Source organism: Dyella sp. BiH032, from assembly GCF_031954525.1.
Lineage (GTDB): Bacteria > Pseudomonadota > Gammaproteobacteria > Xanthomonadales > Rhodanobacteraceae > Dyella_D.
This window is the reverse complement of sequence record NZ_CP134867.1, coordinates 3,311,241-3,335,549: the sequence shown is the minus strand read 5'-3', so window position 1 is coordinate 3,335,549 and position 24,309 is coordinate 3,311,241. Positions and strand designations below refer to the sequence as shown.

The following is a 24,309-nucleotide window of genomic DNA, read 5'->3' as shown; positions in this document are numbered from 1 at the left end:
ACGTCCGAACCACCCGCTGCAAAAGCAGCCAGATCGCCGCCCCGCGACACGAAAAACCCAACCCCACAAAATCGGCAGCCCTCCACCCAACCGTCGCCAGCGAATCACCATGCCCCATCGCGCACCATTCGCCGACCTGGCAACCGGCAAGCGGCAACCCAAGGCGCACTGCGTCACCAGACCGCGCCCCCCTCAGCGCCCCCACCGCGCGCGGTTGATCCAGGTCAAGGCACCGGGAAGCACCGGTGCCCAAGCTCTCGGACCATGAGCCCCATTCTCGACAGCCTCGAATTCGATCCGAACCTGATCGCCCGCTACGACGGCACCGGCCCGCGCTATACGAGCTACCCGACCGCACCGCAGTTCCACAACGGCTTCGATGAAGCGGCATTGCGCGCGGCGGCGGAGGCATCCAATGACGAGCTCATTCCGCGGGCACTGTCGCTGTACGTGCACGTGCCGTTCTGTTTCAGTCCGTGCTTCTACTGCGGCTGCAATCGCGTGATCACGCGCGACGTCGCCAAGGCCGACCGCTACCTCGAACAGCTCTATCGCGAGATCGAGCTGGCCGCACCGATGTTCGACCGCGACCGGCCGGTGCGGCAGTTGCATTTCGGCGGCGGCACGCCGAATTTCCTCGACATCCGCCGCATGGGCGAGCTGATGGATTCGCTGGCGCGGCACTTCAGCTTCCTGCGCAGCGACGACCGCGAATACGGCATCGAACTGGATCCGCGCTTCGCCGATGCCGGCTACGTGCGCGCCTTAGGGCGGCTCGGCTTCAACCGCGTCTCGGTGGGCATCCAGGACTTCGATCCGGTCGTGCAGGAGGCGGTCAATCGCATCCAGACCGAGGCGCAGACGCGCGAAGTGCTCGAGGCCGCGCGCGACGCTGGTTTCGGTTCGGCCAGCGTGGACCTGATCTACGGCCTGCCGCGGCAGACGGTCGATGGCTTCCGCCGTACGCTGCAGCAGGTCGTCGATCTCGATCCCGACCGCGTGGCGGTCTACGGCTACGCGCACCTGCCGACGCTGTTCAAGGCGCAGAACCAGATCGACGCGGCAGAGCTGCCCGATCCGGCCACGCGCCTGGCGCTGCTGCGCGCCGCGCTGGAGATGCTGACGGCCGCCGGCTACATCTACATCGGCATGGACCACTTCGCCCGTGCCGACGACGAACTGGCGCGTGCGCAACAGGCCGGCAGCCTGCAGCGCAATTTTCAGGGTTATTCGACCCACGGCGGCTGCGACATCGTGGGCCTGGGCGTCAGCGCGATCAGCCGCATTGGCGACAGCTACAGCCAGAACGCGCGCGACCTCGTCAGCTACTACGCGGCGCTGGACGGCGGCCGCCTGCCAGTGGCGCGCGGCATTGCGCTCAGCGAGGACGACCTGATCCGCCGCGAGGCGATCAACCAGCTGATGTGTCACGGCCGGTTGGACAAGGCGGGCTTCGGCGAACGCCACCGCCTGCTGTTCGAGGTGTACTTCGCCGACGCGCTGGAACGGCTCGCGCCGATGCAGGCGGATGGCCTGGTGAGCATGGATGCGCGCGAGATCCGCGTGACCCCGCGCGGCCGCATGCTCTCGCGCATCATCGCCATGTGCTTCGATGCCTACCTGGGCGAGGCGCAGGCTGCGCCGCGTTATTCGCGCACCATTTGAGCCATCCCACGAACGCGGTCCTCCCGCCGGGCCGGCTGCCCGCAGCGCCCCGCCCTCAGGGACGTTCCGGCGGCGCCCGCCATTCGCCGTCGTGCGCGCAGGCGCGCAGGGCTGCGAGCCAGCGTTCCGGGTCGATGCGATGTTCCGCGCGCCACGTGGGATCGAACAGCGTCTGCTCGTAGCGCTCGCCGCGATCGCAGAGCAGGGTGACGATGCCGCCTGCCTCGCCGCAGGCGCGCATGGCCGCAGCCAGCTGCATGCAGGCGATCAGGTTGGTGCCGGAGGAGCCGCCGTAGCGGCGCCCGAGACATTCCTCCAGGAACAACGTGGCGGCGATCGATGCGGTGTCGGGCACTTCGATCACGTGGTCGACCACGTCGAACAGGAAGCCCGGTTCGACGCGTGGACGGCCGATGCCTTCGATGAGCGTCGGCCGCGTGGCGCAGGCGGCACGATCCTGCGCGCGCCAGCCTCCGGCGAAGGCGGCGCCGGCCGGCTCGGCCACGCACAGCCAGGTATCCAGCCGGCGATAGCGCAGGTAGCGACCGATGGTGGCCGAGGTGCCGCCGGTGCCCGCGCCGCAGACGATCCAGGACGGCACCGGTGAGGGCTCCAGCCGCAGCTGGCCGAGGATGGATTCGGCGATGTTGTTGTTGCCACGCCAATCGGTGGCGCGTTCGGCCAGGCCGAACTGGTCGAGGTGACAGGCGCCGCGTTCCGCATGCCAGGCGGCGCGCGCGTGCACCTGTGCGGGATCGTCGACCAGATCGCAGTGGCCGCCCAGCGCCTGCACGTCGCGGATCTTTCCCGGCGCGGTACTCGCCGGCATCACGGCTACGAAGGGCAGCCCGAGCAGGCGCGCGAACCAGGCTTCGGCGATCGCGGTACTGCCGGAAGAGGCATCGACCACGGTCTGGCCTTCCGCCAGGCGGCCGTTGCACAGCGCATAGAGAAACAGCGAACGGGCCAGCCGGTGCTTCAGGCTGCCGCTGGGATGAGAGGACTCGTCCTTGAAATAGAACGGAATCTGCGGAAAACCGGGAAGCGCCAGTTTCAGCAGATGCGTGTCGGCCGAGCGCGCCGCTTCCTGCGCGAGGCGTTCCAGCGCCTCGTGCACCCAGCGGCGGCCCCGGCCGAAACGCGGCAGGACTTCGGGAGCGGCGTGCGGATGCATCGGCATGCTCATGCGCGCCGCTCCCGTCCCGTCACTTGGCCAGCGACAGCGTGCCCTTCATGAGCGCCGCGTGGCCGGGGAAGGAGCAGAAGAACGCATACGTCTCGCCAGCTTTCAGCTTGGCCACCGGCACCGTCGCCGTGGCGCTCTCGCCGCCGCCGATCAGCTTGGTATGCGCGAGCACGCGCGTATCGCCGGGCTTGAGGTAGTCGCTGGCCACGCCCGCCTTGGCGCCGTCGGCGTTGATGCCGGCTTCGTCGGCCGTGGCGGCCAGCACCCAGTTGTGGCCCATGGCGGCCTTGGGCAGCTTGCCGGTGTGCTTGAGCGTCACCGTGAACTGCTTGCAGGTCTTGGGCACCTCGATGCTCTTCTGGTTGAACTGCATCGCGTCGTTGGCTTCGACGGTGGCCGCGCAATCGGCGGCGAAGGCGGGGGAGGCCGCCAGGCCCAGCAGGGCGAGGGCGGCGAGCTTGCGGTACATGTTGGGTGATCCTCGGTGGACGAAGGCGCCGCGAGCATCGGTGCGCGGCGGGCCGGCCGCCTTGATCTGGATCAATGCCGGCAAGGGCGAATCGCCGCGGCGGCGCGCCATTCGTCGCCTGATCGCGGGCTTTCGTCGGCCTGTGGCCGGTTTCGTCGCTGCTGCGGCGAAAGCGCGCAGGGAGCGGGCTATGCTCCGCCCACTGACGCTCTTGGGGAAAGCTCCGATGACCGGTTTCTTCTTCGTGATCCGCCTGGCCGTGGCCTGGATGCTGGCCTACCTGTTCGCGGTCATCGTGTGGAATGCCTCGAACAACGGGTATCACGGACCGGGCTGGCCGTTCGTGCTCGCGGCCTGGATCCTGCTGGGCATGGTGATCACCGGCGGCTTCTCGCATGTGCGCCGCGTACGGCTCATCGCCGGCCGCGTGGATGCCGCCACGCTCAGCAGCCGCCAGCGCCGCCAGGTGGAAATTCCCTTCGATGCCGGCGAGGCCTTCGGCGTGCTGGACGCGGCCATCCGCGAACTGCCGCGCACCGAAGCCATCGAGAGCGCGCCGGACAGCCTGCAGGTGCGCGCCAAGGTGCGCCGCCTCGACCCCTACGGCAACAAACAGCCGCGCCGCTGGTCGTTGCCGGGCTGGTTCACCCATCGCGACAACCAGATCCTCGCCACGGTGACGCCCGGCGACGGCAGCAGCAGTGTCACGCTGATCTGCGAACCGTGCAGCGGTGCGTGGAGCGACTGGTTCCGCGTGGACGATGGCACCAACCTGGAGAACGCCGAGGCGATCACCCGCGCCATCACCCGCCGCGTGGCCGAGCGCCGCCGCGGCGAGCAGGCCGAGGCACGGCAGACGGCGACCGAGAAGGAACTCACCGTCGCGCGGCTGAACCTGCTGCATGCGCAGGTGGAGCCGCACTTCCTCTACAACACGCTGGCCAGCGCGCAGTACCTCACGCGCACCGACCCGGCGCGCGCGGACCAGATGCTGGGCCACCTCATCACCTACCTGCGCCATTCGCTGCCGCGCACGGACGAAGCGCTGTCCACGCTGGGCGACGAGCTGGAACGCTCGAAGGCCTATCTGGAGATCCTGCGCATTCGCATGGGCGAGCGCCTCAAGCTGCAGGTCGACGTGGCGCCGGACCTGCTGTCCACGCCGCTGCCGCCGATGATGCTGCAGACCCTGGTGGAGAACGCGATCAAGCACGGCCTGGAGCCCAAGCCCGGCGGCGGCACCGTCTGGCTGCTCGGGCGGACCAAGGACGACGCCGTCTCCGTCACCGTCGCCGACGACGGCCTGGGCTTCTCCGAAGCCGGCAGCGGCACCGGCATCGGCCTGAAGAATGTGCGCGAGCGCCTCGCCCTGGTGTACGGCGGCGCGGCCTCGCTGTCGATCGTCGGCAACTTCCCCAGCGGCGTCGCCGCCACGATCACGGTGCCGGCGAAGCTGGCCGCGGAGGCCACCCATGGCTAAGTGCGTCATCGCCGAAGACGAAGCGCTGCTGCGCCAGTCGCTGCGCGAGCAATTGGAGAAGGCCTGGCCGGCGCTGGAGATCGCTGCCGAGTGCGAGGACGGCGCGGAGGCGCTGGAAGCCATCGCCGCGCATCGCCCCGAGGTGGCCTTCCTGGACATCCGCATGCCCGGCCTCACCGGCCTGGAGGTGGCAGCCGGCGCCGCGGAAGCGAGTCCAGCGACGCAGGTAGTGTTCGTCACCGCCTACGACCAGTACGCCGTGGATGCCTTCGAGCGCGGTGCCGTCGATTACCTGCTCAAGCCGATCGCCCCCGACCGCCTCGCGGCCACGGTGCGGCGCATCCAGTCGCGCCTGTCCGACGGCGCCGCGTCGAACGAGGCGCTGGCCGCACTGTTGCGCGAATTCGATGCCGGGCGCCTCGCCGCCGCGGCGCGCACGCCGCTGACCTGGATCACCGCCAGCGCGGGGCGCGAGACGCGGCTGATCATGGTCGACGACGTGATCTATTTCCGCGCCGACAACAAATACACCACCGTGATGACCACCGATGGCGAAGCGCTGCTGCGCAAGCCCATCCGCGAATTGCTCGCCGAACTCGATCCGTCGGTGTTCAAGCAGATCCACCGCTCGACCATCGTCAACCTCAAGGCGGTGGCCGCGGTGATCCGCGACGACACCGGCAAGGGCACGCTGCGCCTGAAGCAGCGCCCGGAAACGCTGCTGGTGAGCCAGCCCTTCATGACCCTGTTCCGCCACATGTGACGCGCGCGGCAAGCGCGCGGAGGATGCAACGATGCGCAACGTACTGGCCATGCTGTATTACCTGTTCGCCGTGGTCGGTTGTTCCGGCGGCCGCGTGACCGAGATTCGCAGCGAAGCCGATGGCGGCGACGTACTGCACGGCAGGATCGAGCAGCGCGCCGGCGTCGCCCGCTTCGAATGCCTGGCGAGCTCCAGCGGGCAATGCCACTTCTCGCTGTTCGATCCTTCCTGTGCAGCCCCGGCCAGTACGTGCGACAAGCCGCCGGAACGCTTCGCCCTCGCCCGCGGCGAGAGCCGCGAGATCGTCGGCTTGCCCATGGACTTCAAGCCTTGTGTGAACACGGCCGACATGCCGGTACGCCCCGACTGCAAACCGTAGCTTGGAGTGAGCCACGGCGAACCGCGCCACTGCCGCAGGCGTTTGCCCGCGTTCTGCCAGCCGGATGTTCGTCAGTCCTTGCCGATGGCCTGCAAGGCCCGCTCGATCACCTCGTCGCGCCCGGCGCGGAAGCCCGCGACGGTCTGCGTGGCCCACACGTCCGGCGCGGTACCCACCAGGTGGATGGGCGTGTGGCCGTCATGCCGGGTGACGCGAAGGCCGGTGAATCGCACGAAGTAACCGGACGGCGTGTTGAAGCCCTGGATGTCACCGCTGGTGCCGGCGGTGCGCGAGCCCACGATCAGGCCGAGATGCTCGTCGTCCACGTAGCTGAGTACGGAATCGCCGAAGCTCACCGTATTGCCGCCGGCGAGGAAGACGATACGGCCGCGAAAGCGCGGCATCGCCGGTTGCAGGTCCCAACCCTGGCTGTCGTAGCCGGAAACCTGCTGGAAGGGACCATCGACGAAGGCGAGGTGCGCCCATTTCGCGTGTTCCTCGTGATCGATCAGCTGACCCAGCAGATCGAAGGTGGCGGCGACGTCCTTCGGATATCTGCGCATGTCGAACAGCACGGCATCGGCGTAGACGAGCCGGTCCATATACGGCTGCAGGTCGTTGCGTACCACGCGCGACAGATCGACATACCACACGCGCGGCTTCAACTCCGCCACGGGGGCCGGCAGCACGGCGTTGGACATGTCGGAGACGGAGGTGCGTTCATAACGTAGCGTGGCGTCGAAGCGGCGTCCGTCGCGCTCCAGGCGCAGCGGCAGTGCGCTGCCTTTCGGGCCTGAGGTCAGTTCGAGCATGGCCCGCCACGGGCGCCACTGAGCCGAACCCGAGGCGAGCCGCACCTCGCGGTCCAGCCACAGACGCGCCGGCTTGCCGGCGATGGCGACGATGCGGTCGCCGGCCTTCACCTGCGGATCACGGCTGTCAGTGATCAGCAGTTGTCCTTCCACAGGCTCGACGCGGACCTGCAGGCTCGCCAGCGGTTGGCGCCGGTCGATCACCTGGCCATGGCCGTCCTGTACCAGCGACACCAGATGGCGCAGCAGATCGCGATGCGCGGCGCGTTCCGCGGGGCGGTCGGCTTCGCGCAGCAGCGGCAGCAGCTGTGCATCCCAGTCGACGTCCACGTCCATCCAGTATGGATAAAAGTGGCGATACACGTTCCACGCCACCAGCACGTCGGCTTCGCGCTGCGCGGGTATCAGCGGCGTGGCGTCCGGAGGTGGCACCGAGGCATCCATGCGTGCCTTGAGCACATCCAGCGCGATGCGCTGGGCGGGCGTCACTGTGGCATCGACGGCGGCCAGGTCCAGCGGAACGCGCGCCTTCCAGCCGTCGCCGAGCGGGAAATCCACCACGCGGCCGAGTGCATCGGGCACGGGGTAGAGCAGAGCTTCGGCGCCGTCGTAGTCCGAGCCGGGCGGTGTGGGCGTGGTGGGGTACGATGCGGCCACGCCTGGGCGATGCGTGCGCTTGGCTTGGTAGTTCGTATACGGGCTGACGCCGTCGGCGTAGCCGCGGTGCTGCCAGAGGATGCGCGACGGGTCACGGATCGGCGGCGACGCCGGCGGGTAGGGCTGGCTCTCCGGCAGGATCTGCACGCCCGTGGCGATCGGCGCGAACAGCTCGCGCAGCGTCTGACCCAGCGCACGGCTTCCCTGCGCCGCCTGCGCCTGCTGCGCGCCATAGACGGCGAAACGGTTCCAGTCCATCTCCTGCAGCGCATCGCCGGGATGGAAGTGGCGCACCACGCCGTACAGGCGGGCGAAGGCCGCGACTTGTTCGGCGTCGCGCATGCCTCCGCCGGCATCGGCGGTGTCGGCATGGACGGTGGTGGCGAGAGGCAACAACAGGGCCAAGATCCGCATCAGCTTCATGACTGCTCTCCGTGGCATGCGACTGCGATGAGCCTTGCGTTCGATCGAGCGAAGCCTTTCCTGCCAGGCGATGCGTGTTGCCGCATCGCCTGAATACGCACCGCGGCGCTAGTCCTCGCGCAGGCCGAAGATCGCCTGCGCGCACAGCTTCGCGAGGAAGGCGAGCGTCGTCGCGGCGTAGTGCTCCACCAGGCGGACCGGCAGGCGAATGGCGCGCGCCAGCTCGTTCTCCCCACACCCGGTGCGCGTGGCGGCATCGGTCACCGCAGGATGGCCGGCCGCCGCATCAGCGAAGCCGGCCCATGGCGACAGCGGATCGTTCCCGTGCCGGAACATGTCTGCCGCCGCGGGCTTCCACGCCGGCTCGCCGCGATGGCGGTCGGCAGCGTGGTCCCTGCTGCCCGCCCAGGCCGCGGACGCGGCGAGCAGGAGCAGCGGCAGGATGAGCGAACGCAAGGTCCTCATGGGCTTTCCTCGGGGGGCGGCATCCGGCGGCTTATTTCATTGCACGAAGTCCAGGTTTACCGGCGCGACGGGCAAGGCCGGCTCGCCCTTGCCGGTCACCGGGACGTCCTTGCCGACTTCCTCCAGGCGGAAATCGTCGGCCAGCACTTCGCCTTTGCCTTCCAGCAGAAAACCGAACGCGATGGTCCTGGCGCTGTCCGGCACGTCGAGCACGATCTCGCAGCGCTTCCAGTCGGTGGTGCCATGCAGCGAGCGGTCGCCCATGTTGTCGAAGCCGACGACGCGCTGGCCGGAACCGTCCAGGCGCATCCACATGGCCGCGCTGGTGGCGTCGCGCGCACGCAGATAGCCGGACAGCCGCATGCGCTTGCCGCGATAGGCGCTGGCGTCGATCGTCTGCATCAGCGTGCCGAAGCCGCCGTCCTTCGGCAGCGAGCGGATGTAGGCATTGCGGTCGCCCGGATGCCGGTCGCCGGCCTGCACGCCCATGTCGTAGGCGGCCGGCGTGGAGCCGGCGCGGAACCAGCCCTTGGGCAGGTCGCCCGCGTGGGCATGGCCGGCCAGCAGCACGAGACCGAGGAAAAAGGCGGGGCGTCGGATCATGGAATCTCCTTGAGAGTGTCGCTGTCCGTCATCGCGGGCCGGAGGCCGTCGCTGCGCGATGCGTAGACGTCGCGCCGCGCAGCTGGCGGCGTGACGTCCATGTGGAGCAGGTAAAGGCTGGTCGGGTCGTCGCCCAGGGCCGCTGCGCCGCGCATGGGCGTGGCGTGATAAACGCCCAGCCACATGGCGAAGCTCGCCGCCATGGCCAGGCCCAGCCAGGGCCAGGCCCGGCGCAGGCGACCCCGCGAGGCCTGTGTCTCGACGGCGCGGAACACGCGCGCATCCACGCGGCGCGGCGCGGTTTCGTTCGCACTCTGCCGGTACAGGGCGACCAGTTCGTCCAGGCTGTCGTCATTCATAGCCACGGCTCCAGGGCTTCGCGCAGCCGCTGCTGCGCATAGCGCAGGCGGCTCTTCACGGTTTCGCGCGGCACGCCGGTGGCGAGCGCGATGTCTTCCAGCGCCAGGCCGCCTTCGGCCTTCATCAGGAAGGCTTCGCGCTGGGGCAGCGGCAAGGCGCGCACGGCGCGCTGCAGCGCGTCCCCGAGCGCGTCATTGTGCGCATGTCCCTCGGGCGAGAGGGCGCCGGCAGGGACGGTGCCGTACACGGCCTCCGTTTCCTCGCCGCCTGCCGCATGGATGCCGTCGGGCGCATGCCGGCCCAGCGCACGCCAGCGGTCGGCGGCGCGCCGGTGCGCGACGGAGAACAGCCAGGCGGCGAACGACGCGCCCGGCACATAACCGGCCTTGCCGCGCACCACCGCCAGCCAGACGTCCTGGAACACTTCTTCGGCTTCCTGCGGATGCGTCGCCAGGCGCAGCGTGTAGCGGTAGAGCCTGTCGCGGTAGCGCAGGTAGAGCACGCGGAAGGAACGCTCGTCGCCGTCGCGGTAGCGCGCCATGCAATCCTCGTCCGTGAGCGCGTCCACCCGCAGCGGCGGCGGCAGGATGGCCTCGTCCTTGGCCAGCCAGGGCCATTGAGCGTGCAGGAGGCCGAGCACGCCGGCGCCGTCGGCCGTCCAGTCGCGAGACAAGGCATGAGCGGTCATGGGCATCCGTTCTCGATGGGCGTCCCTGATGTATTCGCCGGATTCGCCGGGATGGGGTTAAACCCCTTGCTGGCGCGGCAGGCGAAGGACGAGAGGCGCCTCGAACGCCCCGGTCACGACGCCAGGTGGGCTAGAACCCCAGCTCGCTCAATTCCGGATGCCCGTCCGGTCGCCGTCCCATTGGCCAGTGGTACTTGCGTTCGGTCTCGGCGATCGGCTTGTCGTTGATGCTGGCGTGGCGGTAGACCATCAGGCCGGCGTCGTTGAATTCCCAGTTTTCGTTGCCGTAGCTGCGGTACCACTGGCCCGCGTCGTCGTGCCATTCGTAGGCGAAGCGCACGGCGATGCGGTGGTCGCCGAAGGCCCACAGCTCCTTGATCAGGCGGTAATCCAGCTCGCGGTCCCACTTGCGGCGCAGGAAGGCTTTCACCGCCTCGCGGCCGTCGAGGAACTCGGCGCGGTTGCGCCAGTGCGTGTCCTCCGTATAGACCAGCGCGACGCGTTCGGGATCGCGCGTGTTCCAGGCATCCTCGGCCAGGCGCACCTTCTGCCGGGCCGTTTTCAGGGTGAAGGGCGGGAGGGGCGGACGGGTGTTCATGGGCGACCTCGGCGGCGTGGGCTGCATCAGGCCGCTCATGGTAGTCCGCTTCGCGGCAAGCCGCCGCGCATTGCGCCCGGCGCCGCCGCGCGGCGAGACTACCGGCCATGCGCGTGCTCATCGTCGAAGACTCCGAACCCTTGTCACAGGCCCTGGTGCGCGGACTCGCGGCGGAAGGCTATGCCTGCGACGAGGCGGCGACCGGCGAACAGGCGCTGGCCTTCCTGCGCGAGTTCGCCTACGACTTCATCGTGCTGGACCTGATGCTGCCCGGCATCGACGGCCTGGAAGTGCTGCGCCAGCTGCGCCGCCGGCAGGAGGCGACGCGCGTGCTGGTGCTGTCGGCGCGGGACCACGTGGTGGACCGTGTTACCGCACTCGATGCCGGCGCGGACGACTACCTCATCAAGCCCTTCGTGTTCGACGAACTGCTCGCGCGCCTGCGCGCGCTGCGCCGCCGGCCGCTGGAGCAGGCCGAGCCGGTGCTGCGCATCGGCGCGCTGGAGCTGGATCCGCGTTCGCGCACGGTGCGCCGCGACGGCACGGACCTCGATCTCTCGCCCAAGGAATTCGGCCTGCTGGAGGTGCTGTTGCGCGAGCGCGGCCGGGTCTTCTCTCGCGCCCAGATCTTCGAGCGCCTCTACGCCGGCGCCAGCGAGACCTCGGACAAGGCGATCGAAGTCATCATGAGTACCTTGCGCGCGAAGCTGACGCGCGCGGGTGCGGGCGACCTGATCGAAACGCGGCGCGGCTTCGGCTATGTCATCCCCTGAGGTGCGCCGGCCCTCGCTGCAGCGGCGCATGGCGCTGGAACTGGCCGTCGCGCTCGGCGCGCTGCTGATCGGCCTGTTCGTGGTGCTGGACAGCCTGATCGACCGCGAACTCTACGGCCGCCTGGACCATGCACTGCAGGACCACGCGCGCGCGATCGCCGTCTACCTGGAAAACGGGCCGGACGCCGGCGAGCTGAGCGTGCTGCGCCGGCTGATGCCCGAGTACGAACTCCCCGGACACGCCGACTTCTTCGAGGTATGGGGCGCGGACGGCAGCACGCTGTTCCGCTCCGCGTCCAGCGCCGACCGGCCGCTGCAGCATCCGCCCATGGGCGGGCAGGGGCCGCGTTACTACGATCTCGACCTGCCCGATGGTCACGCCGGCCGCGGCCTGGCTATGCCGGTGCTCGCGCGGCTCGGCGGCAAGCCCACCGAAGTGACGCTGGCGGTGGCCACCGAGCGCACCGAGGCGGACCGGCTAGAGCGTCGCATCCACTACAGCCTGATGGGCGGCGTGGCGCTCGCGCTGCTGCTGGCGGTGGGCATTGCCTTGCTTGCGGTGCGGCGCGGGCTCAGGCCGGTGCTGCGGTTTGGCGAACGCGTGGCGCGCGGCGGCGCTTCCCCGATCCCAGCGCCATCTCCAGCGCCGATGGCGGATGCCGCGCTGCCGCGCGAACTGGCGCCGTTCGCCGCGGCGCTGGACGACGCCTTCGCCCGCCTGTACGCGACCATCGAGCGCGAACGCCGCTTCTCCCACGACGTGGCGCACGAGTTGCGCACGCCGCTGACCGAAATCCGCGCGTCGATCGAAGCGTCGTCGCGCCGCCCGGGCGACGACGCCGCGCGCGATGCGGCGTACGGCACGTCCATTGCCGCGGTGGAACGCATGCAGCGCGCCATCGACACGCTGCTGCAGCTCGCGCGCTACGAAGCGGGGCAGGATCGCCCGGCCACCGATCCGCTCGATGCCGCGGCGCTGGCACGCCGTCTGCTTGCATCGCTGGCGCCGGATGCGGCGGAGCGGCGCGTACGCATCGACGACGCGCTGCCCTCCGCGCTGTGGGTACGCTCGGACGTCGGCAGCCTGGAGCGCATCCTGTCCAACCTGTTGCGCAATGCGATCGCCTACGCGCCAGAGGGCAGCACTATCCGGCTTGGCGCGGAGACGTCCGGCGGCGGTTGCTTTCTGCGAGTGGACAACCCGGCCCCCGGCCTGGACGCGGCGGACCTGGACCAATTCGGCGAGCGTTTCTGGCGCAAGGCACCCGCCGGCGGCACGGCCGCGCATGCCGGCCTTGGCCTGGCGCTGGCGCGCGCCCTGGCGGCCAGCCTGGGGCTGGCGCTGACGTTCGAATTGCGGGACGGATGGCTGGCGGCGCGGCTGGGGCCGTTGCCGGACTTGTCCATGGATTGAGGTCAAAGCTTCCTCAAAGCTGGCGTGGACAAGCTTGCGGCGTCCCTCTCGATGCCCACGCTCATGTCCCTTCCTTCCTCCCTTCACGGCGGCGCCCTGTTTGGCCTGTGCCTGCTGCTCGCTTTCCCTGCGGCCGCGTCCTCCGCCCGGTTGAGCGCCGACCAGGTCAAGCTGCTCGGCATCGCGACGGCGCGCGCGGAACGCGCCGCGACCGTGCCGGTGAGCCGGCTGCCCGCGGAAATCGTCATGCCGCTGGACGGCGTGCGCACCGTCAGCGTGCCCTTCGCCGGTACGGTGCTGGCGGTACGCGTCGACGACGGCGCCACGGTGAAGGCCGGGCAGGTCCTGGCCTCCCTCCAGAGCCGCGACTTCCTCGCCGCGCAGGCGGAACTGCGCCGCGCGCAGATCGACGCTTCCCTGGCCCAGCGCCAATCTGCGCGCGACGCCAGCTTGCTGGCCGAAGGCATCATCGCGCGCACTCGCGCCGAGGAGAGCCGCGCCCGCGCCGACGACGCCAGCGCGCGCTTGGTGCAGTTCCGCGACAGCATGGGCGACGCCGCGGCCGCTCAGGGCGCTCCGGGCGAGTACGTGCTGCGCGCGCCACAGGACGGTCGCGTGTTGCGCCGGATGCTCGCGCCCGGGCAGGGCGCCAACGCGCTGGACAGCGCCTTCGTCATCGCGCGGGACGGCGGCATGGACGTGCAGTTCCAGGTGCCGGCCACACTGCGCGCGGCGCTTCGGCCGGGCCTGGGCGTGGCGATGGAAGACGGTACGCGGGGCGAAGTCACCGCCGTATCCGCCATGGCCGATGCCGGCAGCCAGAGCCTGCGCCTGCGCGCGCGGCTGGCGCCCGATGCGGTTTGGGCGATCGGACAGCGCACTTCGTTGAGACTGGACATACCCGCGCCGGCCGATGCGGTGGCCGTGCCGGCGAGCGCGGTACTGCCCGACGGCGAGCACGCCATGCTCCTCACCGTGCAGGGGGACCGCTACACCGCTGTGCGTGTCGAACGCCTGGGTGCCGACGGCGAGCGCGCGGTGGTGCGCGGCGCAGTGCCGGCCGGCGCCACGGTGGTGACGCGCGGCGCCAGCGCGCTCAAGCCGCTGCTGGGCGAGTGACGCTGCCATGCTGAGCCGTCTCGTCGCATTCTCGCTGTCGCAGCGCCTGCTGGTGCTGGTCGCCGTGCTGGGTATGGCCGCCGGCGGCCTGTGGGCGTTCCGCGCGCTGCCCATCGATGCCTATCCGGACATCGCGCCCACCCAGGTCAAGCTGATCCTCAAGGCGCCCGGCATGACGCCGGAGGAAGTGGAATCCCGCGTCGTCGTGCCGCTGGAAATGGAACTGCTCGGCCTGCCCAAGGCCACGGTCCTGCGTTCCATCGCCAAGTACGCCGTCGCCGACATCACGCTCGATTTCGCCGAGGGCACCGACATCTACTGGGCGCGCCAGCAGGTGGCCGAGCGCTACGGCAACGTCGCGCCGTCCTTGCCCGGCGACGTGACCGGCGGCCTCGCGCCGATCGCCACGCCGCTGTCGGACATGCTGATGTTCACCATCGAAGGCGGCAGCCTGAGCCTGGCCGAGCGGCGCACGCTGATGGACTGGACCCTGCGTCCCGCGCTGCGCACGATTCCCGGCGTGGCGGACGTCAACGTGCTCGGCGGCGAAGCGACCAGCTTCGCCGTGCTGCCGGACCGCGCCAAGCTCGCTGCCGCGGGCCTCGCCTTCAAAGACGTGGTCGATGCCGTCGAACGCAACAACCGCAACGACGGCGCCGGCCGGCTGACCGAAGGCGAAGCGGCCTTGATCGTGCGCGCCGAGGGCGCGGTGCACACGCTGGACGATCTGGGCGACATCGTCGTGGCCGAGCGCGGCGGCAACGCGGTGCGCCTGCGCGACGTCGCCCAGGTGAAACTCGACGCGCTCACGCGCTACGGCGCGGTCACGCGCGACGGGCAGGGGGAAGCGGTGGAGGGCATCGTGGTCGCGCTGCGGGGAGCCAACGCCGGGGCGCTGGTGAAAGCGGTGCGCGCGCGCCTGGGCGAACTGCAACCCAGCCTACCGGCCGGAGTGAAGATCGATGTGTTCTACGACCGCAGCGCGCTGATCGAGCGCGCCGTGGGCACAGTGACGCGCGCGCTGATCGAAGCCTCGCTGCTGGTGGTGCTGCTGCTGTTCGTGTTCCTGGGCGAGGTGCGCGCCGCGCTGGTGGTGGCGCTGATCCTGCCGTTCGCTGCACTGCTCACCTTCCTGCTGATGCATGCGATGGGCATGAGCGCCAACCTGATGAGCCTGGGCGGCTTGGCCATCGCAGTGGGCCTGCTGGTCGACGCCGCCGTGGTGGTGGTGGAGAACACCGTGAGCCGGCTCGATCCCACCGTACCCGGCGGCAGCCTGCCGCGTCTGCACCGCATCTATGCCGCCGTGCGCGAAGTGATCGCGCCCGTGGCGGCCGGTGTGCTGATCATCTGCCTGGTGTTCCTGCCGTTGCTGAGCCTGCAGGGGCTGGAGGGACGCCTGTTCGCGCCGGTGGCCTTGACCATCGTGTTCGCGCTGGCCGGTTCGCTGCTGCTTTCGCTCACCCTGGTGCCGGTGCTGTCCTCGTGGCTGTTGAAGGAACGGCCGCATCACGAGGCCTGGCTCATGCGCAAGCTGGATCGCGCCTACATGCCGCTGCTGAACGCCGTGCTCGCGCATCCGCGCCGCTCGGTGGCCGCGGCCGGCGCTGCGCTGTTGCTGGGCGTCGGCGCGTATCTGTTCACCGGCAAGGCCTTCATGCCGACCATGGACGAGGGCGACCTGCTGCTGCAGGTGATGAAGCTGCCGTCGGTCAGTCTGGAGAGTTCGCGCGACGGCGACCTCGCCTTGCAGAAGGCGGTACTGGCGGAGGTACCGGAAGTCGAACACGTGGTCGGCCGCCTCGGTTCCGACGAGCTGGGCCTCGATCCCATGGGCCTCAACGAGACCGACCAGTTCCTCAAGCTCAAGCCCAAGGATCAGTGGCGCCGATCCGACAAGACCTGGCTGGCCGAGGAACTGCGCAAGGTCGCCGAGCGCTTTCCCGGCTGGGAGATCGGCTTCACCCAGCCGATCGAGATGCGCGTCGCCGAAATGCTCACCGGCAGCCGCGGCGACGTGGCGGTGAAGATCTTCGGCCCCGATCTCGCCACGCTGACCGAGCTGGGCACGCGTGTCGCCGGCGTGCTGGAACGCACGCGCGGCAGCCAGGACGTGCTGGCGCAGACCACCGAGGGCGTGCAGTACCTCAGCGTGGCCGTGGATGCGCAAGCCGCCGGCCGCGCGGGCCTGAGCGTGTCGCAGGTGCAGGACGAACTGCGCGCGCAGTTGGAAGGTCTTTCTGCCGGCCAGGTGATCCAGCCGGACCGGCGCATTCCGATTCTGGTGCGCGGCGAAGCCGGGCTGCGCAAAGACCCTGACGCGTTCGCCCGCCTCACACTGGCGAACGGGCAGGGCGGCGAGCTGCCGCTGAGCGCGCTGGCCACGCTTCGCCCGACCACCGGGCCGGTGAAGGTCAATCGCGAGAACGGTTCGCGCTTCGCGCTGGTGCAGGCCAACGTCACCGGCCGCGACCTGGTCGGCTTCGTCGATGAAGCGCGCGCCGCCGTGGCGAAGCAAGTGCCGCTGCCGGCCGGCTATCGCGTGGTGTGGGGCGGCCAGTTCGAAAACCAGCAGCGCGCCGCCGCGCGCCTCGGGTTGGTAGTGCCGATCGCCATCGGCATGATCTTCCTGGTGCTGTTCTCCACCTTCGGTTCCGTGCGGCAGGCGCTGCTGATCCTGGGCAACGTGCCGTTCGCGATGGTGGGCGGCCTGCTGGCACTGTGGGCCAGCGGGCAGTACCTGTCCGTGCCGGCGTCGGTCGGCTTCATCGCCCTGCTCGGCATCGCGGTGCTCAACGGCCTGGTGCTGATCTCCTATTTCAACCAGCTCTACGCGCAAGGCCACGACATGGAGCACGTGGTCCGCGAAGGCGCGCGCCGCCGCCTGCGCCCCGTGCTGATGACCGCCAGCATCACTGCGCTGGGTCTGATCCCGCTGCTGTTCGCCACCGGACCTGGTTCGGAGATCCAGCGCCCGCTGGCCATCGTGGTGATCGGCGGCCTGGTCACCTCCACCGCACTCACCCTGTTGTTGCTGCCTCTGCTGTATCGCCGCTTCGGCACCGTCGCCGAAAAGAGTCGCGCATGAACCGTCTGTGCCGTTTGAACCTGGTGTTCGCTCCAGCCTACGAAGACGCGGTGACCACCGCACTGATCGAGCACGAGCCGCCGCTGCCCGGCTTCACCTTGCTGCACGCCGAAGGACACAGCAGCGACTTCGCGCACGCTTCCATCGCCGAACGCGTGAAAGGCCGTGTCAACCGCCGCGTGCTGTGGATGGTGCTGGACCGCGACGAAGCCGAACGCGTGGTGGAAAGCCTGCGCGCGAAGGTGCGCTCGACCGCTGTGTTGTGGTGGATCGAGCCGGTGGAAGCGTTCGGGAGGCTGGCATGAAATACCGCGCCTTGCTCGCCGCCTGCTTCGCGCTGCCATCCTTCGCCGGCGCGCAATCCTTTCTTCCGCCGGAAGATCGGGTGAAAGCTGCTATCTCGGCGTATGCGGAAGTGCGTGCGGCCGACAGCGCCGTGATGGAAGCGCAGGCGAAGGCGCGCGCCCTGCGCGTCGGCCCGCACGAAACCCAGTTGCAGGTGATTCCCCAGGAGCGGCGCATCCGCAACGGCCCGACCTTCCGTGAGTGGGACGTGATCGCCAGCCGCGGCATCCGCCTGCCCGGCAAGGCGGCACTGGACCGCGAGACCGGCGACCACGCCGTCGCCGCGGCGCAGATGCGTCAGGGCGATGCGGAACACCAGGCCGCGCGCCTCTTGCTTGGCGAATGGATGGGCTGGCTGCAGGCCGAGGCGGCGCTGGCGCAGGCGCGCGACAGGGAAAGCTCGTTGACCCGCGAACGCGATGCCGTGGTGCGGCGTCAGCAGCTGGGCGATGCCTCGCTGCGGGAGGTCGAGCTGATCGGCGCCGAAGTGGCCCAGGCCCAGGCCGACACGCGCGCGCGGGAAGCGGATGCGGCCGAACAGCGGTTGGCGTTGCGCGCTGGCTTTCCCGACATTCCGCTACCCGAGCAGCCGCCCATCCTGCCCGATCCGGGCCCGGCGGACGTGCCCGGCGAGGATGGCATGAACCTGATCGTGCAACGCAGCCACGAGATCGGCGCGGCGGAAGAAGCCGCCAAGCAGATGGAGGCCGAATCCCGCCGCGCCCGCGCGGACCGCGTGGCCGACCCGACCGTGGGGTTGCGCGTATTCAACGAACGCGGCGGCGAGGAGCGCGGCATCGGCGTCGTGCTGACAATACCGATCGGCGGCGCTTTGCGCTCGGCGCAGGCACAGGAGAAGGCAGCCGCAGCGGATGGCGCCTACAGCCAGCTCGACGCGGTGCGCCGCGACATCGGCCGCGATGCGCGGATCGTAGTGGAACGTGCGCGCGCGGCAGTGGCGCAGTGGCAGGCGGCGCGGGATGCGCGGGATGCGACCGTGCGCAGTACCGAGCGGACGCGGAAGGCTTATGCCTTGGGTGAGGTGGGGATGGCGGAGTTGTTGCTGGCGGAGCGGAGTGCGGGGGAGCGGGCGTTAGCGGAGGTGTTGGCGCGGGCGCAGGCGTGGGAGGCGGTGTTGAGGGTGAGGGTGGATGGGCATGAGTTGTGGCATGGGGAGTGAGGCTGGCGCCTCTGCGTGTCTCTGACAGCTGCTTTTATTTTCCGCTGCACTGCTTGGTGCCATGTCTCTGGTGTTAGCCGGAATGTAGGTTGGGGGGAGCTCGCGAACCCCAACGCCGGGCGCCTAAGATCGCGTCGCTTCCACCTAACTCGTCATTCCGGAGCAGGCCCCGACGGAGCGCGAAGCGCGGAGAACGCCCGCAGGACGACCCTGGAGGGGCGAGCGTAGCGAGTCATCCAGTGGCGATATCGCTCGGTTGTCGCGCGTGTGTCGCCAGCCTTGTTCGCCCCTCGCGGGGCGAGGGTTTCGCTCTCCTGCCGGAGAGCGAGTTACTTCTTCTTTGCTTGCCCAAAGAAGAAGTAACCAAGAAGAAAGGGCCCCCTGCGCGGCGCCCTCCGCAGCCTACGCTGCTGCGGGTGCGTTGAGGGCTGGCCGGGCTTTTCGACAGGGCATCCTGCCCTGATCGAAAAGGCGGGGACATCCATGTCCCCGCCCGCCTGCGGCGGCCTGATCGTCCAGCCCTCACCGCCGCGAAGGGAACCCGGGAGATCAAGAGCGTCACGGAGCGTCGCTTCGCTCGCTCTCGGAGAGCAGGTTGTTGTCTGGCTGCTTGCCTCAGTACTTCACTTCTCCTTCTCCCCTCAGGGGAGAAGGCGGGATGAGGGGCGGGGGCTCGCGAAAACATCGCGCAAGCTGAAGTCGCTTATGACGGAAGTTGGCGTTATGTTGACGCCCGCTGCTTAAAAGTGAATCCGCCCCTTTTCTGCTGTATTTAACTTGGGGCGTAGGCCTACGTTGGTTGAGCGTCAAAGTATTTGGCAGGCGATAGGCCGAACCCCAGAGTACAAGCCTCTTCCATTTGGGAAATTGCCGATTAAATCATGGGATGGCTAAGTGATTTACGATGCTAAAAGTATGGCTGGCGGTACCGTCTTCCGTCTGTGGCAAGAGGGGGTAAACCTCGAGTGTCCTGTTTGTAGAGCTGTATTGTCAGCAATTCCAGAGGGTCTTCCGAGGAAGGCGTTGCCGCTAGGTCTGTTCTGCCCTCAGAACAAGCAGCATGTTTATATATATGGTGAAAGTAAGGACGCGCTGGATTCAGTGAGGAGAGTCATTAAGGAGATGGTTCAAAAGAATGATGCGAAGAAGAGCTAGATAACTTTGTTTCCAAGCAAGAGGGTGTGAGAACGGGCACGTGATGCCACGATGAGGAGGAGCTTGCCATCGAGCTGCGTTGTTCGCCTAAGCGCATTTCCTCAGCCTGTACGCGGAATCTACTTGCTGGACCGAAGCGGCCATCAATCTGTCGATGGTTGTTCGCCACGTACCACTTTCAAAGGTGGTGATGTCGCTTCACCGGTGGCCCATCTGAATCCGCGCATCCGAACGCTTATCTCCACGGTGCGCATCCGGCTTCAAGGTTTGGTCTGTGGGGCGATGAGTTCGCGCAGACATGATGTCGAATGCTTCTGCAACATAAATTCGTAGACGGTGAGGCTCGCTCAGGGAGGCGGGTCAACCAGGGTGCGCGAGTGGTTTCTTCTTCACCAGCTACAGAAAAACAGCGATCCCCTACAGATCTCCACTCCCTCACCCGTCAAGACTTCCCCCACCTTCCCCCGTAGCCTCTCTAGGTCGCCGGCGTCCCATATCCCAGGACCCACACCGGCGACCTTCAGCAATGAAGCAAAGAAGCGCGGATCGCATGGGCGGCCGCCCACACGACCCGCTGACCACAACCAACTACGTAGGAGTTAGTCATGGCTATCAGCGATGATACGGCAGTCGTTTGCCCGAAGGTTCCGATGGAACCGCGTACCAGCCCGCTCGGGCGTTCTTTCTATCCCATGGATGACGACGCACCTCCGCAGGTGAACCTGAGCGCCGACCTGGCGGGCATCAGCATGGCGATCAACGTGTTGAACGGGCTGCTGGCGAACAGCGAGGCGTTTCGTGATCGGCAGGCGTGTGGCGTGCCGGAGCAGGAAGGGGAGTGGCCGTTGCCGCCGATGTGTGTGGAAGGCGTGTTTGCGGCGGTGCATTACCTGAGTCGGTATGGAGAGTCGCTCAGCTATCGGTTGGGTGAGTAGGCCGACAGCGGGCCGGTGTACGTACGGCCCATCACCCTGACCCTCGACGGCCTTCGGATCGCCCGGGGCAAAGAGCGAGAAGAGAAGCGGCACGTCAAATGACGTGCCGCCTTTGTCGGCGAAACGGGCGACGGCATCAGCAGGCGAATGCAGCGAATGCTCGCTTGCTGTGCTTAATCGATGTCCCGAGCTGGTTGAAGCATCGCTTAGTTGAACGGTAATGGGATGGTTCAACGCGACTTTTCCTAACTTGCGAGGAAGTAAAAATCTTCGCCGAATAACTACTTCCGCCACGCGTCCTGCTGTGGTTTAGTGCGCTGCATTGCGGAAAAACACGATGCGCCCGTGTGTCGTGCGGGAACGCCCACTATGTGTTGCCGGCATCACACCGCCGTCACGTCCGCATCGCGCCGCACGCGCTGGCATGCGCATCACCCGACATGCGTTGCATGGATGCCGAGCCGCCATGTGTACGTTGTCTTCCGTCCCTAAACCGCCTTAAGGAGAACCGGCCAGCGATGGATAAACTCGAAACCCTCATCGATCTGCTCACCCGTGGCGCGCTGGAGCGCACCGAACTCTCGCGCCGCTATGAGCAAGTGCGCGACGCCGTCCGCGATCCCGAACTCGCCTGGATGCACGGCGACGAGGAAAAGCACATCAGGCAGGCCGCTCTGCTGCTGCGGCTCCAGGACGTGGCGCTGACCAGCGGCAAGCTCGACGAACTGCACGAGCGCATTAGCGAATCGTTCGAAGAGCCGCTCCCGCCGTTTCCTAGCGACCGGAAGAACTTCTGGTCCGAAGACTACTTCGAATGGCTGGACGAGATCGTCGCCGCGCGCGGGTACGCGGTGATGATGCTGCCCGATTCCTTCAACGACGAGCTTGCGGCACTGGTAATCAAGCGCCAGGACATGCCGCGCGTCCTCGCGCTGGCGGAGGAGTTGGAGCTGATCGTCGAGAAATCGACGCAGCGGCGTTACGCCTGATCGGCCGTTCCGCCCGGTCGTATGGCCGGGCGGGCCTGACCGCGCGAATCCCGGGCTTTCATTGGAATCTTTGTCGTACGGGGCAATCGACGATCGGTCATACGCTCTCCAGCGCCAGACGCGTCGCGGGTCGCATGCCCCATTCTTCAGCCATGCGACGTTTCGTTCTGCGGCGATGTGGCGATACGCACCGATGAATTCATCCGGGCCGCTAATGCGCTCGGCCTACTGCTAGTCGCCACTTCGACTGATCCTGTCGTTTCTCACCATCGGAAGCACGAAGGCTCTTCACTTCGTTGCGGCTGATGGGTGGCCCGCTCCTTGGCGTCAGCTTGACGAAAGTCGCCTTTCCGCAATGCACGCCTCCTGAAGCCCGCGGCACTTTCCACGGTCGAGCCATAGTTCGCATCCATCTCGGCGCAAGAGCGATGCGCACACGCGTCGGCGCTCGCCTGCGACGCCCGTCAAGGACTGCGCGGCGGCATACGCGCAGACTGCGCCGTCCGCGTCCCCACCGATGCTTTTTCGTCCGGGTGCGCGGATGCGGTTCCCGTCCGTTCGGACGTCCCCATTCCGCCGTTTGGATCGCACCCACTGGAGATCGGCATGACGCATTCCCCCGCATGGAAGTTCGCCCCCGTTTTCTGTGCACTGCTCGCCGCCGGGCCTTGGACGCCGGCCCGCGCCGAAGGTCACGTCTATTACGTCGCCACCAGCGGCAGCGACAGCGCGGCCGGCACGCTGGATGCGCCGTGGCGCACCATCGGCCGCGCTGCCCGCAGCGTGACGCCGGGTGACACCGTGTACGTGCGCGGCGGCACCTACGGCGAGACGATCGACATCAATACGTCCGGCTCCGCCGCGGCCGGGCCGATCGTGTTCGCCAGCTATCCGGGCGAGAAGGCTGCGGTTAGCGGTGCGGGACTGACGGTGCCTGCCGGCGCCATGCGCGGCCTCTGGAACCTCAATAACGTCAGTTACGTGACGGTGCAGGGCTTTGACATCGGCTACTACAGCACGTCCAGCACCACCGCGACGCCGGTAGGGCATCTATGTCAACGGTGGCGGCACGCAGGTGAAGGTTCTCGACAACCGCGTGCACGACATCGCCAACTGGATCGAAAGCTGTCCGAACGGCAATGCCTTCGGCATCGAGGTGTATGCCAACGACGCGGCGAATTCGATCAACCAGCTCACCATCAGCGGCAACGAAGTGGATCACCTGCGCACCGGCTGCAGCGAATCGCTTTCGCTGACCGGCAACGTGGAGCAGTGGACGATCAGCGGCAATGTCGTGCACGACAACGATAATATCGGCATCGCCGCGCTTGGTTTCGAGACCATGTCCGGCCGCAACGGCGGTACTTTCCAGAGCCAGGCGCGCGACGGCGTGATCAGCGGCAACTCGGTGTACAACATCAGTTCGCTGGGCAATACCGCTTATCCAGCCGGCGATTTCTCCGCCGATGGCATTTACGTGGAAGGCGGCACGCGGATCGTCATCGAGCGGAACCTAGTCAACAAGGCGGACCTCGGCATTGAGCTGGCCTGCGAGACCAAGGGCAAGTTCACCAGCGATGTCATCGCGCGCAACAACCTGGTGATGTATTCCAACGTCACCGGCATTTCCCTGGGCGGCGCGGCCTCCGGCAACGGCGGCACGCAGAACGCCACCGTCGTCAACAACACCTTGTTCCGCAATGACACGCAGGCCACGGGTAGCGGCGAGTTCCAGATCCAGTTCCACGTCAGCGGCACGGTGTTCGAAAACAATCTGCTGTATGCGACCACGGACGGGCTGCTGGTGAATTTCTGGCCCGGCACCACGAACAACACCGGCTACGCCAACCCCGGCACCATCGATCACAACCTGTATTTCGCCGACGGTGGGGCAGGAAATGCCAACTGGGTATGGCTGGGCCGCACCTACACCAGCATCAGTAACTACCGCGCCGCCAGCGGTGCGGACAAGCTCACGCGGCTCGTCAACCCGCAATTCGCCAGCCTTACCGTGCCCGACTTGCACGTGAGCAGCTCGTCCGCGGCGCGTGGTACGGGCTTGGTGCTGCCTGCTTCGACGGTGGGTGCGGTGGACTATGACGGGCTGCCGCGGTTGAGTAGTACGGGGGTGATCGATATTGGGGCTTATCAGCAGCCGTAAAAAAGTTGCTTGGTTTCGAGATTGGCCGGTTGCGAAGGATGAAGGTGTTTTTTTGCCAGCGCTGGCGGTGAGGATTGGTTTTCAAGTGACGTCGCTCTAGACGCGTTGTCGCGAGCACCCGCCCCTCATCCCGCCTTCTCCCCGGAGGGGAGAAGGAGAAGTGCGGTACCGCTGCAAGAACAAACAAAGCAAGAGCGAGCGAAGCGATGCTCCGTCGCGCTCTTGATCTCCCGGGTTCCCTTCGCGGCGGTGAGGGCTGGACGATCAGGCCGCCGCAGGCGGGCGGGGACAGGACGTCCCCGCCTTTTCGATTCGGGCAGGGATGCCCGATCGAAAAGCCCGGCCAGCCCTCAACGCACCCGGAGCAGCGTAGGCTGCGGAGGGCGCCGCGCAGGGGGCCCTTCTTCTTGGTTACTTCTTCTTGGGCAAGCAAGAAGAAGTAACTCGCTCTCCGGCAGGAGAGCGAACCCTCGCCCGGCGAGGGGCGAGACATGGCTGGCCACGAGGCCACAACCGAGCGCTGTCGTCACTAGATTCCGGCCTACGTCGGAATGACGAAGATGTGAGCGTGAGGCGTCCCTTCGCGTCCGTTGGGGTTCGCG

At 67.8% G+C, this 24,309-nt stretch carries 21 protein-coding genes; 13 read left to right on the top strand and 8 right to left on the bottom strand.

Annotation, left to right across the window (positions count from 1 at the left end; all coding sequences use genetic code 11):
- Nucleotides 1-264 precede the first annotated feature (264 nt).
- A complete protein-coding gene (hemN, locus tag RKE25_RS14660) occupies nt 265-1,665 on the top strand; it encodes an oxygen-independent coproporphyrinogen III oxidase (RefSeq protein WP_311838837.1) in 1,401 nt (466 codons plus the stop codon).
- A gap of 55 nt (nt 1,666-1,720) precedes the next feature.
- On the opposite strand, the gene RKE25_RS14655 is transcribed toward hemN, so the two are convergent.
- Together RKE25_RS14655 and azu are read right to left on the bottom strand one after the other, a co-directional pair.
- On the bottom strand, nt 1,721-2,851 hold the full coding sequence (locus RKE25_RS14655; protein WP_311838836.1) for a PLP-dependent cysteine synthase family protein: 1,131 nt from the start codon (nt 2,849-2,851) through the stop codon (nt 1,721-1,723).
- A 19-nt stretch (nt 2,852-2,870) separates the two neighbouring features.
- Nucleotides 2,871-3,320: an azurin gene (gene azu / locus RKE25_RS14650; protein WP_311838835.1), complete on the bottom strand. Its 450-nt coding sequence runs from the start codon at nt 3,318-3,320 to the stop codon at nt 2,871-2,873.
- Between the two features lie 226 nt (nt 3,321-3,546).
- On the opposite strand from azu, the gene RKE25_RS14645 reads away from it, so the two are divergent.
- From RKE25_RS14645 to RKE25_RS14635, 3 genes are read left to right on the top strand one after another with little or no spacing between them, the layout of a single operon-like run.
- Nucleotides 3,547-4,800: a histidine kinase gene (locus RKE25_RS14645; RefSeq protein ID WP_311838834.1), complete on the top strand. Its 1,254-nt coding sequence runs from the start codon at nt 3,547-3,549 to the stop codon at nt 4,798-4,800.
- Entirely contained in the window at nt 4,793-5,563 is a 771-nt protein-coding gene (locus RKE25_RS14640; protein ID WP_311838833.1) for a LytTR family DNA-binding domain-containing protein, read from the top strand. Before RKE25_RS14645 ends, RKE25_RS14640 begins: the two co-directional genes overlap by 8 nt.
- Before the next feature lie 31 nt (nt 5,564-5,594).
- Nucleotides 5,595-5,942, top strand: coding sequence for a hypothetical protein (locus tag RKE25_RS14635; protein WP_311838832.1), 348 nt, complete (start codon nt 5,595-5,597; stop codon nt 5,940-5,942).
- A gap of 71 nt (nt 5,943-6,013) precedes the next feature.
- On the opposite strand, the gene RKE25_RS14630 is transcribed toward RKE25_RS14635, so the two are convergent.
- The 6 genes from RKE25_RS14630 to RKE25_RS14605 all read right to left on the bottom strand — a co-directional run bounded on the left by RKE25_RS14630 (nt 6,014) and on the right by RKE25_RS14605 (nt 10,548).
- Nucleotides 6,014-7,834, bottom strand: a complete 1,821-nt coding sequence (locus tag RKE25_RS14630; protein ID WP_311838831.1) for a S41 family peptidase — start codon at nt 7,832-7,834, stop codon at nt 6,014-6,016.
- A 108-nt stretch (nt 7,835-7,942) separates the two neighbouring features.
- Nucleotides 7,943-8,299: a hypothetical protein gene (locus RKE25_RS14625; protein WP_311838830.1), complete on the bottom strand. Its 357-nt coding sequence runs from the start codon at nt 8,297-8,299 to the stop codon at nt 7,943-7,945.
- Between the two features lie 36 nt (nt 8,300-8,335).
- Nucleotides 8,336-8,902, bottom strand: a complete 567-nt coding sequence (locus tag RKE25_RS14620) for a hypothetical protein (protein WP_311838829.1) — start codon at nt 8,900-8,902, stop codon at nt 8,336-8,338.
- The gene (locus RKE25_RS14615; protein WP_311838828.1) at nt 8,899-9,261 is read right to left on the bottom strand and encodes a hypothetical protein; all 363 of its coding nucleotides are present in this window, start codon (nt 9,259-9,261) and stop codon (nt 8,899-8,901) included. The genes RKE25_RS14620 and RKE25_RS14615 overlap by 4 nt, the downstream gene beginning before the upstream one ends.
- Nucleotides 9,258-9,950 (bottom strand): sigma-70 family RNA polymerase sigma factor, encoded by a 693-nt coding sequence (locus tag RKE25_RS14610; RefSeq protein ID WP_311838827.1) that lies wholly within the window; start codon nt 9,948-9,950, stop codon nt 9,258-9,260. The genes RKE25_RS14615 and RKE25_RS14610 overlap by 4 nt, the downstream gene beginning before the upstream one ends.
- 130 nt (nt 9,951-10,080) lie before the next feature.
- Nucleotides 10,081-10,548: a nuclear transport factor 2 family protein gene (locus RKE25_RS14605; RefSeq protein WP_311838826.1), complete on the bottom strand. Its 468-nt coding sequence runs from the start codon at nt 10,546-10,548 to the stop codon at nt 10,081-10,083.
- Between the two features lie 107 nt (nt 10,549-10,655).
- Between RKE25_RS14605 and RKE25_RS14600 the strand changes: the two genes are divergently transcribed.
- The 9 genes from RKE25_RS14600 to RKE25_RS14560 all read left to right on the top strand — a co-directional run bounded on the left by RKE25_RS14600 (nt 10,656) and on the right by RKE25_RS14560 (nt 23,707).
- Nucleotides 10,656-11,321 carry a response regulator transcription factor gene (locus RKE25_RS14600; RefSeq protein ID WP_311838825.1) on the top strand — a complete coding sequence of 222 codons (666 nt, stop codon included), beginning with the start codon at nt 10,656-10,658 and terminating at the stop codon, nt 11,319-11,321.
- Nucleotides 11,308-12,735: an ATP-binding protein gene (locus RKE25_RS14595; RefSeq protein WP_311838824.1), complete on the top strand. Its 1,428-nt coding sequence runs from the start codon at nt 11,308-11,310 to the stop codon at nt 12,733-12,735. The genes RKE25_RS14600 and RKE25_RS14595 overlap by 14 nt, the downstream gene beginning before the upstream one ends.
- A 63-nt stretch (nt 12,736-12,798) precedes the next feature.
- Nucleotides 12,799-13,854 (top strand): efflux RND transporter periplasmic adaptor subunit, encoded by a 1,056-nt coding sequence (locus RKE25_RS14590; RefSeq protein WP_311838823.1) that lies wholly within the window; start codon nt 12,799-12,801, stop codon nt 13,852-13,854.
- A gap of 7 nt (nt 13,855-13,861) precedes the next feature.
- Nucleotides 13,862-16,942 (top strand): CusA/CzcA family heavy metal efflux RND transporter, encoded by a 3,081-nt coding sequence (locus RKE25_RS14585; RefSeq protein WP_311838822.1) that lies wholly within the window; start codon nt 13,862-13,864, stop codon nt 16,940-16,942.
- A complete protein-coding gene (locus RKE25_RS14580) occupies nt 16,939-17,247 on the top strand; it encodes a DUF3240 family protein (RefSeq protein WP_311838821.1) in 309 nt (102 codons plus the stop codon). Before RKE25_RS14585 ends, RKE25_RS14580 begins: the two co-directional genes overlap by 4 nt.
- Nucleotides 17,244-18,467: a TolC family protein gene (locus RKE25_RS14575; protein WP_311838820.1), complete on the top strand. Its 1,224-nt coding sequence runs from the start codon at nt 17,244-17,246 to the stop codon at nt 18,465-18,467. Before RKE25_RS14580 ends, RKE25_RS14575 begins: the two co-directional genes overlap by 4 nt.
- 1,760 nt (nt 18,468-20,227) lie before the next feature.
- Nucleotides 20,228-20,557 (top strand): hypothetical protein, encoded by a 330-nt coding sequence (locus tag RKE25_RS14570; RefSeq protein WP_311838819.1) that lies wholly within the window; start codon nt 20,228-20,230, stop codon nt 20,555-20,557.
- 518 nt (nt 20,558-21,075) lie between these two features.
- Nucleotides 21,076-21,546 carry a hypothetical protein gene (locus tag RKE25_RS14565; protein ID WP_311838818.1) on the top strand — a complete coding sequence of 157 codons (471 nt, stop codon included), beginning with the start codon at nt 21,076-21,078 and terminating at the stop codon, nt 21,544-21,546.
- Nucleotides 21,547-22,621: 1,075 nt separating this feature from the next.
- Nucleotides 22,622-23,707: a hypothetical protein gene (locus RKE25_RS14560; RefSeq protein WP_311838817.1), complete on the top strand. Its 1,086-nt coding sequence runs from the start codon at nt 22,622-22,624 to the stop codon at nt 23,705-23,707.
- The last annotated feature ends 602 nt before the right edge of the window (nt 23,708-24,309 follow it).